This window comes from Planococcus massiliensis (assembly GCF_000821325.1).
In the GTDB taxonomy this organism is placed as follows: domain Bacteria; phylum Bacillota; class Bacilli; order Bacillales_A; family Planococcaceae; genus Planococcus; species Planococcus ruber.
On record NZ_CCXS01000001.1, the window covers coordinates 280,875 to 296,879 of the forward strand.

At 47.9% G+C, this 16,005-nt stretch carries 17 protein-coding genes and 1 tRNA gene; 9 read left to right on the plus strand and 9 right to left on the minus strand.

Annotation, left to right across the window (positions count from 1 at the left end; genetic code table 11):
- Nucleotides 1-4: 4 nt before the first annotated feature.
- The 3 genes from selD to BN1080_RS17105 form a co-directional block, all read right to left on the minus strand.
- The gene (gene selD, locus BN1080_RS01370) at nt 5-1,054 is read right to left on the minus strand and encodes a selenide, water dikinase SelD (RefSeq protein WP_110925539.1); all 1,050 of its coding nucleotides are present in this window, start codon (nt 1,052-1,054) and stop codon (nt 5-7) included.
- A 22-nt stretch (nt 1,055-1,076) separates the two neighbouring features.
- Nucleotides 1,077-2,072 carry a glycosyltransferase family 4 protein gene (locus tag BN1080_RS01375; protein WP_052649835.1) on the minus strand — a complete coding sequence of 332 codons (996 nt, stop codon included), beginning with the start codon at nt 2,070-2,072 and terminating at the stop codon, nt 1,077-1,079.
- A 202-nt stretch (nt 2,073-2,274) separates the two neighbouring features.
- Nucleotides 2,275-2,371: transfer RNA gene (locus BN1080_RS17105), tRNA-Sec, on the minus strand.
- A gap of 142 nt (nt 2,372-2,513) precedes the next feature.
- Here BN1080_RS17105 and selB point away from each other — a divergent pair.
- A complete protein-coding gene (gene selB / locus BN1080_RS01380; protein ID WP_052649836.1) occupies nt 2,514-4,412 on the plus strand; it encodes a selenocysteine-specific translation elongation factor in 1,899 nt (632 codons plus the stop codon).
- 27 nt (nt 4,413-4,439) lie between these two features.
- Nucleotides 4,440-5,843: an L-seryl-tRNA(Sec) selenium transferase gene (gene selA, locus BN1080_RS01385; protein WP_052649838.1), complete on the plus strand. Its 1,404-nt coding sequence runs from the start codon at nt 4,440-4,442 to the stop codon at nt 5,841-5,843.
- An 83-nt stretch (nt 5,844-5,926) separates the two neighbouring features.
- Here the strand turns inward: selA and csaA are convergent, their stop codons facing one another.
- The 3 genes from csaA to BN1080_RS01395 all read right to left on the minus strand — a co-directional run bounded on the left by csaA (nt 5,927) and on the right by BN1080_RS01395 (nt 7,086).
- Entirely contained in the window at nt 5,927-6,259 is a 333-nt protein-coding gene (gene csaA, locus BN1080_RS01390; RefSeq protein WP_052649839.1) for a chaperone CsaA, read from the minus strand.
- 125 nt (nt 6,260-6,384) lie between these two features.
- Nucleotides 6,385-6,498, minus strand: coding sequence for a helix-turn-helix domain-containing protein (locus BN1080_RS17545; RefSeq protein WP_407674796.1), 114 nt, complete (start codon nt 6,496-6,498; stop codon nt 6,385-6,387).
- Nucleotides 6,499-6,525: 27 nt separating this feature from the next.
- Nucleotides 6,526-7,086, minus strand: coding sequence for an AraC family transcriptional regulator (locus BN1080_RS01395; protein WP_234398904.1), 561 nt, complete (start codon nt 7,084-7,086; stop codon nt 6,526-6,528).
- Nucleotides 7,087-7,247: 161 nt separating this feature from the next.
- Between BN1080_RS01395 and BN1080_RS01400 the strand changes: the two genes are divergently transcribed.
- The gene (locus BN1080_RS01400) at nt 7,248-7,742 is read left to right on the plus strand and encodes a DinB family protein (RefSeq protein WP_052649841.1); all 495 of its coding nucleotides are present in this window, start codon (nt 7,248-7,250) and stop codon (nt 7,740-7,742) included.
- Nucleotides 7,743-7,815: 73 nt separating this feature from the next.
- A complete protein-coding gene (locus BN1080_RS01405) occupies nt 7,816-8,169 on the plus strand; it encodes a hypothetical protein (RefSeq protein ID WP_052649843.1) in 354 nt (117 codons plus the stop codon).
- Between the two features lie 225 nt (nt 8,170-8,394).
- On the opposite strand, the gene cyoE is transcribed toward BN1080_RS01405, so the two are convergent.
- A complete protein-coding gene (gene cyoE, locus BN1080_RS01415; protein ID WP_052649847.1) occupies nt 8,395-9,294 on the minus strand; it encodes a heme o synthase in 900 nt (299 codons plus the stop codon).
- Between the two features lie 239 nt (nt 9,295-9,533).
- On the opposite strand from cyoE, the gene BN1080_RS01420 reads away from it, so the two are divergent.
- From BN1080_RS01420 to BN1080_RS01440, 5 genes are all read left to right on the plus strand, one after another.
- Nucleotides 9,534-10,514 (plus strand): ROK family transcriptional regulator, encoded by a 981-nt coding sequence (locus BN1080_RS01420; RefSeq protein ID WP_052654308.1) that lies wholly within the window; start codon nt 9,534-9,536, stop codon nt 10,512-10,514.
- 32 nt (nt 10,515-10,546) lie between these two features.
- Nucleotides 10,547-11,773 (plus strand): MFS transporter, encoded by a 1,227-nt coding sequence (locus BN1080_RS01425; protein WP_052649849.1) that lies wholly within the window; start codon nt 10,547-10,549, stop codon nt 11,771-11,773.
- 125 nt (nt 11,774-11,898) lie between these two features.
- Nucleotides 11,899-12,186: a metal-sensitive transcriptional regulator gene (locus BN1080_RS01430; RefSeq protein WP_052649850.1), complete on the plus strand. Its 288-nt coding sequence runs from the start codon at nt 11,899-11,901 to the stop codon at nt 12,184-12,186.
- A gap of 74 nt (nt 12,187-12,260) precedes the next feature.
- On the plus strand, nt 12,261-12,464 hold the full coding sequence (gene copZ / locus BN1080_RS01435) for a copper chaperone CopZ (protein WP_052649851.1): 204 nt from the start codon (nt 12,261-12,263) through the stop codon (nt 12,462-12,464).
- Nucleotides 12,465-12,536: 72 nt separating this feature from the next.
- Nucleotides 12,537-14,957: a heavy metal translocating P-type ATPase gene (locus BN1080_RS01440; protein WP_052649853.1), complete on the plus strand. Its 2,421-nt coding sequence runs from the start codon at nt 12,537-12,539 to the stop codon at nt 14,955-14,957.
- Nucleotides 14,958-15,021: 64 nt separating this feature from the next.
- Here the strand turns inward: BN1080_RS01440 and BN1080_RS01445 are convergent, their stop codons facing one another.
- Both BN1080_RS01445 and BN1080_RS01450 read right to left on the minus strand, forming a co-directional pair.
- Nucleotides 15,022-15,330: a hypothetical protein gene (locus BN1080_RS01445; protein ID WP_052649854.1), complete on the minus strand. Its 309-nt coding sequence runs from the start codon at nt 15,328-15,330 to the stop codon at nt 15,022-15,024.
- Nucleotides 15,331-15,508: 178 nt separating this feature from the next.
- Nucleotides 15,509-15,742 carry a hypothetical protein gene (locus BN1080_RS01450; protein WP_052649856.1) on the minus strand — a complete coding sequence of 78 codons (234 nt, stop codon included), beginning with the start codon at nt 15,740-15,742 and terminating at the stop codon, nt 15,509-15,511.
- Between the last annotated feature and the right edge of the window lie 263 nt (nt 15,743-16,005).

A 16,005-nucleotide genomic window follows, 5' to 3' on the forward strand; every position in this document is an offset into this window, starting at 1 on the left:
AAGATCAAATGACGCGGATCCGTCCGGCATTCTCGCTTGTCACTTCCCCGACAATCGAAGATTGGACATTGCGTGCCAGCAAGTCGCGCTGCAGCGCATCCGCTTGGTCGGCAGGGACAGAAATCAGAAGTCCGCCGGATGTTACAGCGTCGCACAGGATCAACTGATCGAGTTTGCTGATTTCACTGCTGTAGTCGATGTCTTCTGCCAACCAGCTATGGTTCTTGTAAGTGCCGCCCGGAATCACATGCTTCTCAGCAAGCTCTCTTGCTTTGGAAAGCACGGGAACATCCTTATTGGAAATGGTGACGCCGACGTTTCCGCCTTTTGCGATTTCCATCGTATGCCCAAGGAGGCCGAAGCCGGTGATGTCCGTACAAGCGTTGACGTCGTAGTTTTCCATCGCTTCTGCGGCGTCTTTGTTCAACATGGCCATAACGTTCATGACTTCGTCCAGGTCTTCTTTTTCCAGAATGTCCTGTTTAATGGCGGTCGTTAAGATGCCGACGCCGATCGGTTTCGTCAAAATCAGCCGGTCGCCCGGTTTGGCGCCCGCATTCGAACGGATGCGGTCCGGATGGATGGTCCCGGTGACGGAAAGGCCGAACTTCGGTTCCTTATCGTCAATGGAATGCCCGCCGACCAAGGTCGCGCCGGATTCTTTCACTTTATCGGAAGCCCCGGCTAAAATATCCGCCAAGATGCTTTTATCCAATGTATTGATCGGGAAAGCCACGATATTCATGACCGTCAGCGGTTTGCCTCCCATGGCATAAACGTCGCTCAAGGAGTTTGCGGCACCGATTTGCCCGAACATGTAAGGATCGTCGACAATCGGTGTGAAAAAGTCCAAAGTCTGCACAAGTGCGACTTCGTCATTGATTTTGTAGACACCTGCATCATCAGCTGTATCCAAGCCGACAAGCAGATTCGGGTCTTGCACATTTCTCGGTAAATGGCGCAGAACCTGCGCCAGGTCCTCAGGACCAATTTTGCAGCCTCAGCCGCCTTTAGTTGATAAAGTCGTTAAACGCACGTTTTCTTTTTCAGCCATTTGTTTTCTCTCCTTTGATAAGTCAGTTTAAAAGATTGTTGTAGATTTCGAGGAACTTTTCTGCCTCGTTCTGGCCAGAATGCTTTTCCGCAATCCGCTTTTTGGCATTCATCCCGACTTTCCGCCTCAGTCCGCTATTTTCCATCAAGAGCTCCGCATAGTCCATAAATTCCGATGGGCTCTTGTAAAGCAAACCCGTTTCCATATGAGACACAATGCCATTATTGCCTTGGACATCGGAAACCAATACAGCACATCCATATCCCATCGCTTCCAGAATTGCGGCAGGTTGGCCTTCGGCAAGGGAAGTGTTGAGCAGGACATCTGCCTGGCCGTAAAGAGACCCCATGGAAGAGTGAGGGAGCTGGCCAAGATAAGAAACCCAGTCCCTGTATTTTTGCACCAGCCGCAACACCATTTCGCCTTCGCTTTCTTCCAGGACCGGGCCCACAATCCACAGCCGAAGCTCCGGTTTCACTTTGTGGAGTCCGGCCAGCATTTCAATCGCTTCCGGCACATTTTTCACTTTGCGGATGCCTGCCGGCAGAATGAAAAGGAACGTATCCGGTTCTTTCAATGCAGGAGCATCCATTTCAGAAAAAACGCTGTTGCCTTGTGCGATGACCGAAATCTTCCCGGCGATTTCCGGCAATTCTTCTACTAGTATGCCCTTCGCCTGCTCATCAAAAACATGGACAGCTGATGCGCCTCTTAAAGAAGAGAGGACATCCTTCCGTTTGTCCTTGTCGAATAAGTCGAGGTTTAGGTCAGTTCCGGTCAATGTGACCACATACTTTTCAGGCGGGACAGCCAGTTTCTTCATAAACTGATAAAACTGGTAGGCATGGAAGCCGTGCACTAGATCAGCTTCCGGCAACGGCTTTGCAGCAGCATCGCCGGTTGTCGAGAGGATCGTGGTTTCAACCCCCAGCTTTTGCAGGTTATCGGAAATTCGCTGTACGGTTACCGTATTTCCGCGGGGCTGAGGAAAATTAGGTGCAGCCAAAATAATTTTCATGCTTTTCAGTCCTTCATCTACTCGATTTTGAGTATGGTTGAGGAAATACAGAATAGAAATTCCTCTATCAATTATCATGAATTCATGCTAATTTGTCACTTTTAATGCTTTACTGCACTGAAAAGGAAAAGTTTGAAGAGGCCCAGGCAAATTCAGTACAAAAATAAAAAACCGCCAAACGGCGATTTTCCTCAATTATGTATGGCGGGATTGTGTGGGAATCGAACCCACCGAGCCTGGCACGCAGGCCCCTCAGGGTTTTGAAGACCCAGGAAGACACCAGTCACCCATCCAACCCCATAGATGAACCTGTTTCAGTTTATACCGAAAAAATAAGGAGTGCAACAAAGCTGTTTTCTGGAAAAATTCCTTTTCTTGAATACGCACCCGCCAAAGCTTAAAGTAAAGATACGAATCACTCAAAGAAAGTGTGTGAAGGCAATGGCGGAAACGTATTATACGATTGGAATGGCCGGACATATCGACCACGGGAAGACGGCTTTGACGAAAGCTTTGACGAACATCGACACGGACCGGCTGAAAGAAGAAAAAGAGCGAGGCATTTCCATTGAGCCTGGATATGCACCATTAAAAACAGAAGACGGCACCCATGTTTCGATAGTCGATGTGCCGGGGCATGAAAAATTCATCCGTCAAATGATTGCAGGTGTCGCAGGCATCGACTTGGTCGTTCTCGTTGTGGCAGCCGATGAAGGCGTAATGCCGCAAACGGAAGAGCATCTTGAAATTCTTCAATTCCTCGGCATCAAGCGCTGCATCGTAGCGATTTCGAAAATCGACCGGGTCGATGGAGAGATGCTCGAACTTGTCGAAGAGGACATCCGGGACCGATTGGTGGGCACCATCTTTGAAGAAGCGCCGTATATTTTGGTGGACAGCTTGTCCGGGAAAGGCATTGAAGAATTGAAAACCGCCATTTCCCAGCAGCTCAAACAAGTGGCGCTTCGCGACGCCTATGGATCTTTTCGCTTGCCCGTTGATCAGGTTTTTTCGGTTCAGGGCCAAGGAACGGTAGTGAGGGGGACAATTTACGAAGGGGCCGTCCAAAAAGGAAGCCAATTGACGGTCTTGCCGAAAGGCCTGAGCGTGAAAGCGCGGCAAATTCAAGTTCATAATGAAGAACAGGAAGCGGCTCGGGCTGGCCAGCGGACTGCCATCAATCTGGGGGGGATTGAAAGGGAAGAAATCTCCCGGGGAGATGTCCTTGTAACGTCCGATCATTTTCTTGTGACGGATACGATAGATATTGCCTTGAAACTTGTCGATCGTCCCTTCATTCCTTTGAAGCAGCGGGCTCCGGTCAAAATCCACACCGGCACATCGGAAGTAATGGGCAGGATCGTGTTTTTTGACCGCAACGAGTTAGCAGCGAGCAAAAAGGAAGTGCTGTGCCAAATCCGGCTCGATGAAGAAATTGTCGTGCGCCGGGGCGACCGGTTGATTCTCCGCAGGCCGACACCTGTGGAAACGCTTGGCGGCGGCTGGGTGATCCAGCCAAAAGGCGGGAAATACCGCTTTGGTGCAGAAACCGTCGCCAAGCTGGAGAAGATAAAAGAAGGCACACCGGTAGACCTGTTGGCGGATATACTTCAAAAATACATCGTTCTTGATTTCAAAGAGCTGATCCAACACACTTCGTTGGATGAGGCGGCTTTAAAAGAGGCGATAGGAGAAGCATTAAGCAAAGGGATCCTCCTTGAAATTGCCGGTCAACGCTATAGCTTGCTTAACTCTTTCAGCAAACTAACCGATGAATTAAAAGAGCGGCTGACTGCATTCCATGAAGCATTTCCGATGAGGCCAGGCCCAGGGAAAGCCGAGCTGATTCAGGGATTCAGCGCTGTTTATCCAAAGCCGTTCATCGAATACACATTGGATCAAGCAGCGAAAGATGGCGGGCTGAAAAAAGCGGATCAATTTATCGCGCTCGGTTCTTTTGAGCCGCACCTGCCAAAACAATGGAAGGCGCGGATGGAACAAATCGTTGCAGCCCTTCAAAAAGACGGGCTTCAGACAGGCAAATGGGACAGCTACACTACGGGCACTCCGATACCAAAACAAGAGTTGCTGGATCTGACATTCTACCTTTTAGAGACAGGGCAAGCTCATCGGCTGACCGAAGATGTTTTGATCCACCATACAGCTTTGGATCAATCGGCAGCTGAACTGAAAGCAGCAACAGGCCAAGCCTTTACGTTAAAAGAAGCGAAAGATGTCCTTGGGGTTTCAAGAAAATATTTGATTCCATTCTTGGAATTGCTGGACCGATTGAAGCTAACAGTCCGAACAGACGAAGAGAGAAAATGGACTGAAATCTAAAAAAGTAATGGGAAATGGGGAAATAGGATGAGAGATTATCTTCGCGAAATTCCGCCCGTCCATGAATTGCAGAAAGACGCACGGTTCATAGCACTGGTGGACGAACAGCAATTGACTGCAGGGCAGGCGACAAAATTCATCCAACAGGAAATCCATGCACTTCGTGAACGGCTTCTGTACGGAAAATTGCCGTATGAGCCGGAAAATCCGGATTTTCCGGAAATGATTTTTGCGAACGCCCAGAAAAAGGCGGCCAAGTGGAATGAAGACCGGCTCATGCGCGTCATTAACGGCACCGGCACAGTCCTCCATACCAACTTGGGGCGTTCGAAATTGAGTGAACGGGCAGTGGAGCATGTGGCAAGAACGGCCAGGCATTATTCGAATTTGGAATACCGGGTCGCAGACGGCAAGCGCGGGTCCCGCCACGAACTGATTGAAGAATTGATAAAGGAAGTGACCGGAGCAGAAGCAGCAATGGTCGTGAACAATAACGCTGCGGCAGTGTTCTTGGTGTTGTCTGCGCTGGCGAAAAACCGTGAAGTGATTGTGTCCCGGGGGCAATTGGTCGAAATCGGCGGTTCTTTCCGTGTATCTGCCATTATGGAAGAAAGCGGCGCGCATCTGGTAGAAGTCGGCACGACGAATAAAACCCATCTTGCCGATTACGAAACCGCCTTATCAGAAGAAACCGCCATGATCATGAAAGTCCACACAAGCAATTTCAAAATGATCGGTTTTACGGAAAGCGTAGACACACAGAACCTCGTTGAACTAAAAAACAACAACGAAGGGTTAGTGTTCTATGAAGACCTGGGAAGCGGCGCTTTGTACGACTTTAAAAAGCATGGCATCGGCGACGAGCCGCTTGTCAAAGAAGTGATCGAAACGGGGGTAGACCTCGTGTCCTTCAGCGGAGACAAACTGCTTGGAGGCCCGCAGGCAGGCATCATTGCCGGGAAAAAGGAATTGATCGATCGACTCAAAAAACACCAGTTGGCTCGCGTATTAAGAGTGGATAAAATGTCTTTTGCCGCTTTGGAAGAAACATTAAAATCCTATCTTTCCGGAGAAGGAAAGACCTTGGAGCTTCCGACCGTACGGGACATCATGAAACCTTACGAGGAAATCCAGAAGCAAACCGAAGATTTTGCGGCTGAAATGGCGCTCCAGGCAGATACCTTCCAAATCGACATCAAAGAAAGTGCTTCGCAAATAGGCGGAGGCACGATGCCGGGCGTGGAATTGCCGACTTGCATTGCGGCAATATCGCATGAACACTACTCCGCCCAGCAGCTTTCCAAGAAACTGCGGAACTGCCATCCGCCCATCATTGCCCGGATTGAAGACGAAAAGGTCTGTTTGGATTTCCGGACAATCGATTCCAGCGAGATGCTGGAAATCGTTAATGGATTTCAAAAACTTCAGTAAGAAGGCAAATCAAAAAAGCGCAAAGCCATCCTTGGCTTGCGCTTTTTTCATGCAAAAATGGAGCGTTGCAGCAAGAGGTTTTGTTAGAAAATGCGCGAACCGTTTGGCACCCATTCGTCCGGCTTCAAAAGAACTACATCTCCTTCTTCAGGAACGCCGCCGATTACCAAAACTTCAGATTTAAAACCCGCTATTCGCCTTGGCGGCAAATTCACGACGCCGACAACCTGCCGTCCGAGAAGACCTTCTGCTGTATAGCGACGGGTGATTTGTGCGGAAGAATGCTTAATGCCGAGTTCTTCGCCAAAATCGATTTCCAATTTGACGGCAGGTTTTCGCGCTTCTGGAAAAGGGTTGGCTGCAATGACCGTGCCTACCTGTATATCCAACCTAAGAAAGTCTTCAATGTGCATCATATAAAACAACCTTTCGCCTATTTTCGTGCACATCCCTTTTCGCCGTTGTAAAAACATCAAAAAGAATGCGTAAACCCATTCTAGAAAACTTACTTGAAGTTTTCTTTGCCGAATTTAAGCTTTTCTTATCTTTTTTGAAGGATTCTGTAATGAAGAGGCGAAATTCCTTCATGGTTTCCGAACCACCTGGTAAAAGAGGAGGAATTCTCAAATCCCAATTCTTCGCTAATTTTCGTAATCGGCCAAACGGAAACCGCGAGAAGATTTTAGGCTTCCGTTAAACGCAGATCGGAAATATAGCGGGTTAAGCTTTTCCCGGTTTGTTTTTTAAACCAGGCCGAGTAATAGACAGGATGATAATGCTCAATAGCTGCCAACGTTTCCAGTCCGATCGGTTCCTTAAAGTGTTGATGGATGTAATCGATGGAAGGCGGGATGGGCTTTGGCAGTTTACTGATGATGTACCGGGTCAACTCCATTAAAGAGGAGCTGGAGAAGGGAGAATGGAGTTCCTCCAGCAATAGATGCCGGATGGCAGACCATTGGGAATCGAAGGCGATGTCCACTTTGCTGCCGAGCTCAGGCAAATATTGGAGCGGGACATCCAAAATCAAAAATTCATTTCTTTCCTTAGAACGGTAATGGTGTTCCAGTTTAGGCGGGAGGTAAAGAATCTGGGTGGAATCCACCTTTATTTCCTGCTCCTTCACTTTAATTTCCACAGACCCGTGCAAAGGGAAAAGAAATTGTCCATACTCGTGCTGGTGGGAAATCAAATCTTTTTGATACGTCCTTTTTTCGCAGATGACATGATTGAGCATTGGCATTTTTCATTCCTCATTTTCAGATGAATTTAACGTGCTATATTTTAAGAATAAAATAGAAAATTTCGTTATTATGAGAATAAAATGCAGTTTTCTTGCCGGTAATATTTTCTCTAAAGAGTTGCTAAAAGTTTATGAGCGGAAACGTGAAGGGGAGGAAGAATATGAGCGGAATAAAATTAATCCAGGACTTTCAAAAAGATCTTTCCAAGTATTCATCGGAACAGCTGAAATACATTCCGAGAGAGGGGGTATGGTCTCTCGGCCAGATGTACGATCATATCATTTTAGTGGCGCATGAATATTTGGATAATGTAGAAGTGTGTGCCGGTTTAAAGGAAGAACAGCCGCTCGGAAAAACAGCAGCAGGAGAACGGCTTTTTATAGCAGGCGGATTTCCCCCGGTAAAAATCAGGCTGCCGGATGAAATGAATGCTCCGCCCAATAATACTGATACGAAGGGCGAACTGGAAAGCAGGCTGGACGCGTTGGCAGAAAGATTGGCAAGTTGGGAACCGAAAGTGAACTCCATTCATCCGAACCTCAAAGTGGCGCATGGCGGATTTGGCTGGCTGAATGCGAAGGAATGGTACGCCTTAGTGGAAATGCATTCCCGGCATCATCTGCGCCAGCAAAAGGAATTGGAGGGCTATCTCTGAATGAAGCATTTTTCAGGGGAAAGTGCGGAAGTTACGGAAGATGGAGAAATAAATGAGTGGGAGTTGAAATCGATTGGTTGATAAAAAAACACAAATCAAAATTTTGCTTTACGGAAATGCATTCCACTTTGCCTGTGAGACGCTCGGGGTGAAAAATATGTACGACCACAGCTATTCTGAAGTTTTTACCGTCAGTAAAGAGGAGGTATTGGCTTATACAGCGGTCCATGGCCTTCCGCACAATGAAGGGACGGGCAAAGAGGATCGAAATGAAGGGTTTCATTTCTATGAAGAAGACGGGGAATGGGTGACGTTCTTCAGGGAGCGGGGCCATATCTACGATGAAAAGAAATTCAAAGACAGCGAATCCGCCCATCGCTACATTGTCGAGACATGGCTGAAGCTTAGCGGAACAGGGTTATTTTAGCCAGTGCCCGGATGAATGCTGGAAATCGGAAACTATTGCTTGGCAACGAAAGCAGTTTTGCCAAAAACAAAACAGCATCCGACGGCTGAAAAATGGCCGAGCCTCCAATGCCTCCCCAAATGCCAGACCCCTTTCACAAAGAATAGAAGAATCGCTTGCTGCAAAAAAAGCAGAGATCCAGCTTTCCCTGGAATCCCTGCTTTTACAATGATTGAATTGGTTTAATTAAGAAAGAGAAGCCAGAACCAGCCCGATGGAAGCGTAGATGATGACGGTAGAGAAAATGACCATCATATGGATGAGGGAGAACAGGAACATCTTGTTTGCCCAATCCTTCACTTTCATTTTTCGTGAGCCGAACAGGCTGAGGCCCAGCCAGATTAAGCCCAGCAGCAAGGAAACCAAGGTCAGTCCCAGGCTTAGCGGCAGGAACAGGAAGCTCGACAGCACCAACAGCACCAAATAGATATTGCTCTGAAGGAAAGTGCGTTTTGCCCCTTTTGCCACAGGCAGCATAGGAATTTTTGCCGCCGCGTAGTCATCATGCTTACGGATGGCGATCGCATAGAAATGCGGCATTTGCCAGATAACCATGATCAAAAATAAGGCCCAGCAAGCCGGGTGCCAAATGTCCGGTGCGACAGCTGCCCAGCCGATCAAAGGGGGCATGGCTCCGGAAATGCTTCCTACTTCTGTATTCCAGATCGTATGGCGCTTAGTCCACATCGTATAAGGGACGACATAGAAAAACACCCCTAAAAAGCCTAGAAATGCGGCTAATGGAGAAGTGAAAGACAATAGCGTCAAACCGATTGCAAGCAACAGGCTGGCGACGATGGCAACTTTCTTAATGGAAATGGATCCGGTTACGGTCGGACGCCCTTTTGTGCGGGCCATCACAGCGTCGATATCCCGGTCGTATATATTATTGAATGAACCAGAGGCACCGATGATAAGGGCCGTTCCGATGAAAGCCAGAACAATGTCGCCGATATGATCGATAAAGCGGTACTCGTATGTGTATAAAGCGAGCATCAGTCCTGCCACCATAGGAATCAGATTCGATTTGATGATTCCGGTTTTCACGACTTGCGCCCATAAATTTTTCTGTGATTGCTTTTTCATTATTTACAATATCTCCTCTTATAGCTCCGAAGATTACTTTAACCTAGCCGATGCTGAATTTCCATCCTTTTCGCTTTTTGTCGTATAACTTTCATTTATTCGAAGAAAATTTCCAGTGAAATGAATGTAGAACGGACCAGAAAGCCATTGTTTTCTTTTCAACCCCATGATAAAGTAATGAAAAACTTATTAAAGAAGTTTAATAAGTAATTGGAATAGAGGTGAATCAAGTGGAAAACATGAGAACGACGCCTAAATCCATGAAGCAGGCGATTTCCCGCAGCATTCGTTCGGTTCTGCTGGGACTTGGCAGCGCTACGAAGGCAGAGCTGAGCGAAACATTGGATATCAGTTTTCCAACCATCAGTAAATTCATCGGGCATATGGAAAAAGACGGCGAAGTAGTTGAAGTGGGCTTGGATGATTCAAGCGGCGGGAGAAGAGCAAAACGCTATGCTTACAATCCGGAATACAGTCTGGGGCTTGCCGTTTTCTTGGAAAAGTCCGCGACACACTACGCCGTATTTAATTGTGCCGGGGACGTGAAAGAGCAGGGAACCGAAGCGAGTGTGCTTGCGGGGGACAACCTGGAATTATTGGAAGCGGTGATCGGCGCTTGTTTAGAAAAACACCCGAAAATCTGCGCTCTTTCGATAGGCGTCCCGGGAGCGGTCAATAATGGGCGGATCATTTACATACCAGATTACGGCCAGCTGCAGAATATCGATTTGAAAACGCATCTTGAAGCGCGCTTTTCCATGCCGGCAGCAATAGAAAATGACATGAATGCTGCTGTGCTTGGCTATCACCACCGCGAAAAGATGAGCGCCGCGCAATCGCTTGTTTACATTTATTTGGGGCAGAATGGACCGGGCGCCGGAATAATAGTGAATGGCGATGTGATAAGAGGGAGTACATCTTTTTCAGGAGAAATTTCGCTGATTCCGCAATATGACCAGGCGAACTTCTGGCAGGCTTTACAGCAAAAGAGCCGGAAGGATGCACTGGGACGCATAGTGGCTTCGCTTTCGGCTATCCTGAATCCCCATCAAGTAATTTTCAGCAAAGAGGACATCGAACAAGGCGAATTAAAAGAAGTGGCCCAAGCCAGTTCGCAGTTTATCCCTCCCGAACATTTGCCGGTGCTTGTAAGCAGTGACTGGAAACAGGATTATTTGCACGGACTGGAAAGTCTCGGGCTTCGCTTAATGCTCAACTAACACTAAACGATTTATAAATGGAGGGACTGCCTGTGGCTGTATTATTTCTGATCATCATCTATTTAGCATTTATCAGTCTGGGCCTGCCGGATTCGCTTCTTGGAGCGGCGTGGCCCGCTATGCAGCCTGCATTGGGCGCACCGCTTGAAACTGCCGGCTTTTTGTTTATGGTCATTGCTGGGGGCACCATTCTTTCAAGCTTACTGAGCGGGAAGCTGCTGAAACGCTTCGGCACTGGAAAAGTGGCATTCGCCAGCTGTTTGATGACAGCCGCTGCACTGCTCGGCTTTTCTTTTTCGCCGTCGCTTTTCTGGCTATTCCTTTTTGCCATTCCGCTTGGCTTAGGAGCCGGATCGATTGATGCCGGATTGAACCATTACGTAGCGGAAAACTACAAAGCGCACCACATGAGCTGGCTTCACAGTTTCTGGGGAGTCGGCGCTACGCTAGGACCGGTTATCCTCGCTTTTTCATTAGCAAGCGAACGTTCATGGCGAAACGGGTATTTGATCATTGCCTGCATTCAATTTGCCCTAGTGGCAGTGCTCTTTTTTGCCCTTCCTTTGTGGAAGAAAAATGAAAAATCCAAGCCGGTTCTGCAGGAACAGCCGAAAGAAAGCCTCTTGCCTGAAGAGAATAAGCAGCTTAGAGAGACGAAACCGCTCCGGATCAAAGGTGTGAAATTCGCTTTGGCGGTCTTTTTATTTTATTGCGGTGCTGAAGCTACGATGGGATTATGGGGCGGCAGTTTCCTTGTAGAGATGAAAGGGCTTGAAGTCGACACAGCAGCACGCTGGGTTTCGTTTTACTTTGGCGGAATCACGATCGGGCGATTCATCACCGGATTTGTGACGTTCCGAATCAATAACCGGATGTTAATCCGCACGGGCCAACTACTCGCGCTAACCGGTGCGGTTCTGCTCGTACTGCCTTTGCCGATTGGAATTTCGCTTGCCGGATTCATCCTGGTCGGTTTAGGACTCGCGCCGATCTTTCCGTGCATGCTGCATGAAACGCCTGCCCGTTTCGGCAAAGAACATGCCCAGTCGATTATGGGGTATCAACTGGCTTTCGCTTATACGGGCAGCACGTTTATCCCGCCATTGCTCGGGGCACTCGCAGCTTATACGACTCTTGGCATTTTCCCGATGTTCGTGACACTCTTGATCGGGGCAATGTTTTTGGGAGCAGAAAGGCTGAATGCCTTAATGAGAGGCAGAAAAGAATGGCAAAGGAAAGCGAACTCTTCCGTAACGTGATGCCATGAACCAGCGAAAGGCAGTGCGCATCGGCGTATTGAAGGCAACAATCCGCTCTTTGGACATTTTTATGAGTTCGCGATATAATACGGGTATAGGGTATTAAGAATCGGGAGGTCCATGATATGGAAGAAACAATCAAATCGACAGTCCAGCCAAACAAGCAGCAGCTCTTGAACCGGCTGAAGCGGATCGAAGGGCAAGTACGGGGCGTCCATCAAATGGTGGAAAACGACCGCTACTGCGTAGACATTCTTCACCAAGTAAGCGCCATTCAGTCTGCGATGAATAAAGTGTCGCTTGCGCTGCTCGAAGACCATACGCACCATTGCGTCTCGAAAGCCATCAAAGAAAACAAAGGCGAAGAAGCGATCAATGAATTGATGGATGTTATGAAGACGATGACGAAATAATCAAAGCAAAATTATTGTATACCCTTTAGGGGTATGATAAGTTAAAGGAAATCAACCACTAGGAGGAATCTCGAATGAATGAAACATTAAAAGTTGAAGGCATGTCTTGTGCACATTGTGTGAATGCAGTGGAATCAAGTGTAGGAGAGCTGCAAGGCGTCTCATCTGTCAAAGTGGATCTTGAAAAAGGGGAAGTGGCCGTGGCATTTGACAACAGCCAAACTTCATTGGATAAAATCCAGGAAACAATCGAAGACCAAGGATATGACGTCGTATAAGAGTGCTTTTCAGCACTCTTTGTTTTTAAATAAAATATACCCCCAGGCAGTATAAAGGGAGGAGGAATAGCAATGGCTGCAGAATTAAAGCAAGCGAATTTTCAAATCACCGGCATGACGTGTGCGGCTTGCGCCACCCGCATCGAAAAAGGCATTAGCCGAATGGATGGCGTTGAAAAAGCCAATGTCAATTTGGCGCTTGAAAAATCGTCCATCCAATACGATCCATCCAAGCTCAGTGAAGCGGATTTCGAAAAGAAAATTGATGCGCTCGGCTATGGCGTTGTGAAACAAAAAGCGGAATTTGACATTACTGGCATGACGTGTGCGGCGTGTGCCACCCGCATCGAAAAGGGCATCAGCCGACTCGATGGCGTGGCGTCAGCCAACGTCAACTTAGCGCTTGAAAGAGCGACGATTGAATTCAATCCGTCGGAGCTGGCAATTGGCGACATCATCAAAAAAGTAGAGAAATTAGGATACGGCGCACATCAAAAACAGGAAGACGAAGAACAAATTGACTACCGCGAGAAAGCCATCCAGGACCAGAAGCGGAAATTTATCATCTCGGCGCTTTTATCGTTGCCGCTGTTGTGGACAATGGTCGGACATTTTTCATTTACCTCGTTTCTTTATGTTCCGGAAATTCTCATGGACCCGTGGGTGCAAATGATGCTGGCGACGCCGGTGCAGTTTATTATCGGGAAACAGTTTTACGTGGGAGCCTACAAAGCTTTGCGCAATGGCAGTGCCAATATGGACGTATTGGTCGTGCTCGGGACGTCAGCTGCCTATTTCTATTCAGTGTATCAGGCAATTGCCATGTCTGGAACGCATCATGGTCCGCAATTGTATTTTGAGACCAGTGCGGTTTTGATTACATTGATTATCCTTGGGAAACTCTTCGAAGCAAAAGCGAAAGGCCGCTCGTCTGAAGCCATCAAGAAACTGATGGGGCTTCAGGCAAAAACGGCGATTGTTCTGCGGGACGGAGAAGAGCGGGAAGTTTTGTTGGAGGAAGTCATCATCGGCGATACGATTTTCGTCAAGCCGGGCGAGAAAATTCCGGTGGACGGAGAAGTGCTGGAAGGGTCGACTGCAGTGGATGAATCCATGCTGACAGGGGAAAGCCTGCCGGTCGATAAAGCGGCAGGCGACGCTTTATACGGTTCCACGATCAACAGCAACGGATCCATTAAGATGAAAGCGACGAAAGTCGGACGCGATACAGCGCTCGCGCAGATCATTAAAGTGGTGGAAGATGCACAAGGAACGAAAGCGCCGATCCAGCGGTTGGCGGATAAAATTTCCGGCATCTTCGTGCCGATCGTCGTCGGCATTGCGGTTCTGACTTTCCTTGTCTGGTTTGTCTGGGTAGAGCCTGGCAATTTTACGCCGGCGCTTGAAGTGTTGATTGCGGTGCTCGTAATCGCTTGTCCATGTGCACTCGGCCTTGCAACGCCGACTTCGATTATGGCAGGATCTGGCCGGTCAGCGGAAATGGGCATCCTTTTCAAAGGCGGCGAACATTTGGAACAGACACAAAGCATTGATACGGTCGTCGTCGATAAAACCGGCACAGTCACGCACGGGAAACCGGAATTGACGGATGTTTTGCTTGCTGATGGGCAGAAAGAAGAAAAATTCCTTTCACTCATTGGGGCAGCAGAAAAACAATCCGAGCATCCGCTGGCACAAGCCATTGTTCAAGGAATCCAGGAAAAAGGCATTGAACTTGGCCATGTGCAATATTTTGAAGCGGTGCCAGGCTACGGGATCCAAGCAACGGTTTCGGGCCAAGGCGTTCTCGTCGGCACCCGGAAATTGATGGAGCAATACGGCATAGACGTATCAGCGGTAATGCCGCAAATGGAAAGTTTGGAAAGCGGCGGCAAGACTGCCATGCTTGCAGCCATTAACGGCGAGTATGCAGGGGTGGTTGCGGTAGCCGACACCATTAAAGACACATCCGAAGGGGCCATCAAGCGCCTTCAGGAAATGGGCATCCACGTCATCATGATGACTGGCGACAACGAACGGACGGCGCAGGCAATCGGCAAACAAGTCGGTGTGGATGCGGTGATTGCAGAAGTGCTGCCGGAAGGGAAAGCAGATGAAGTGAAAAAACTGCAGCTCCAAGGCAAGAAAGTGGCAATGGTCGGCGATGGCATCAATGATGCGCCGGCACTTGCGACAGCCGATATCGGGATGGCCATCGGCACCGGCACGGACGTAGCAATGGAAGCAGCCGATATCACCTTGATCCGCGGCGATTTGAACAGCATTGCTGAAGCGGTTCTGATGAGCCGGAAGACGATGCGCAATATTAAACAGAACCTATTTTGGGCATTTGCCTACAATACGGTCGGAATTCCGATTGCTGCGATCGGCTTGCTGGCTCCTTGGGTAGCGGGCGCCGCCATGGCTTTCAGCTCCGTATCCGTCGTCCTGAACTCACTGCGCCTGCAGCGGGTGAGATTGGGCAAAAACTAAATTCTTTGCGAAAAAAGCCGAAAGCACCTAAAATGCTTTCGGCTTTTGCATATGCTAAAAGAGGCTAGACCGCATGGTGGGGTTCTGTAAAATGCAGTTCCACTACGGCAGCAGCTTTTTTCAGGATTTCGGTTTTTGTAGCGGAGGTTTTGATCTCCAAAGGCAGGACAAAAGCTTTCGGTTCTTTTGCCGGAACATGTTCAACCAGGAGCACTTGGCAGGCCTCATTCATCGAATCGCTCGATGACAACAGAAAAACCGAATACAGGCTTGTATCAATGATTTTAGTGCGTACATCTTGCGCCTGATCCGGTTCAAGGGCATCAATTGCCTGGCTCAGTTTCATTTCATGATTTTCATCTCGTGTAGGCATCGTATTCAAATCCTCTCTATGTATCTGCCTTCTTTTATCGTTTTCCCTTTTCGTTTGGATAGTAATCATGAAGGCCAATTATTTTCAAAGACCGAATCGTTTGGTTTTATCCAAATAAAAACCCGTGCTGGCTTTCGGCACGGGTTTTCCGGTTCTATGAGATCGTCTAAACGATTGATTAAGCCGTTGCATGAGAGTAAAGCGCTTGATGGATCACTTCTGCTGCTTCTGTCACCGATTGATATTGCTCAACGGTTCCAGTATGCAAGTAAGTCAGTTCCAGTACTTGCGTATTCGGTACGCATTTTACAAGAATTTGGTCGACGTTTTCTTTTGTAAACGTTTGGATGATGCGCACATTATTATATTCGCAAATCGTTTCCAAAAGAGAGCGGATGCTTTCTTTTTTCATTAGCCATTCTCCTTTCACATCGGAAAGTGACTAAGAAAAGTCTGAAGAATCCAAAGTTATTGCTATTGCGTTAAGTATAACACCTTTTTTTTCTTTAGGCCGGTGAAAACCGAAAATGATACAGCAATGACACAATTGTATTTATCTCTAACTTTCGTTTTAATTTTGAAAAAGAAGAGGGAGTGCCTTGCCCAGCCTGCTTATTTTCAAGGCCAGTGAAAATTCAAATGATATTGCATTGCTAAAAGCAGATAGAGAAAGAA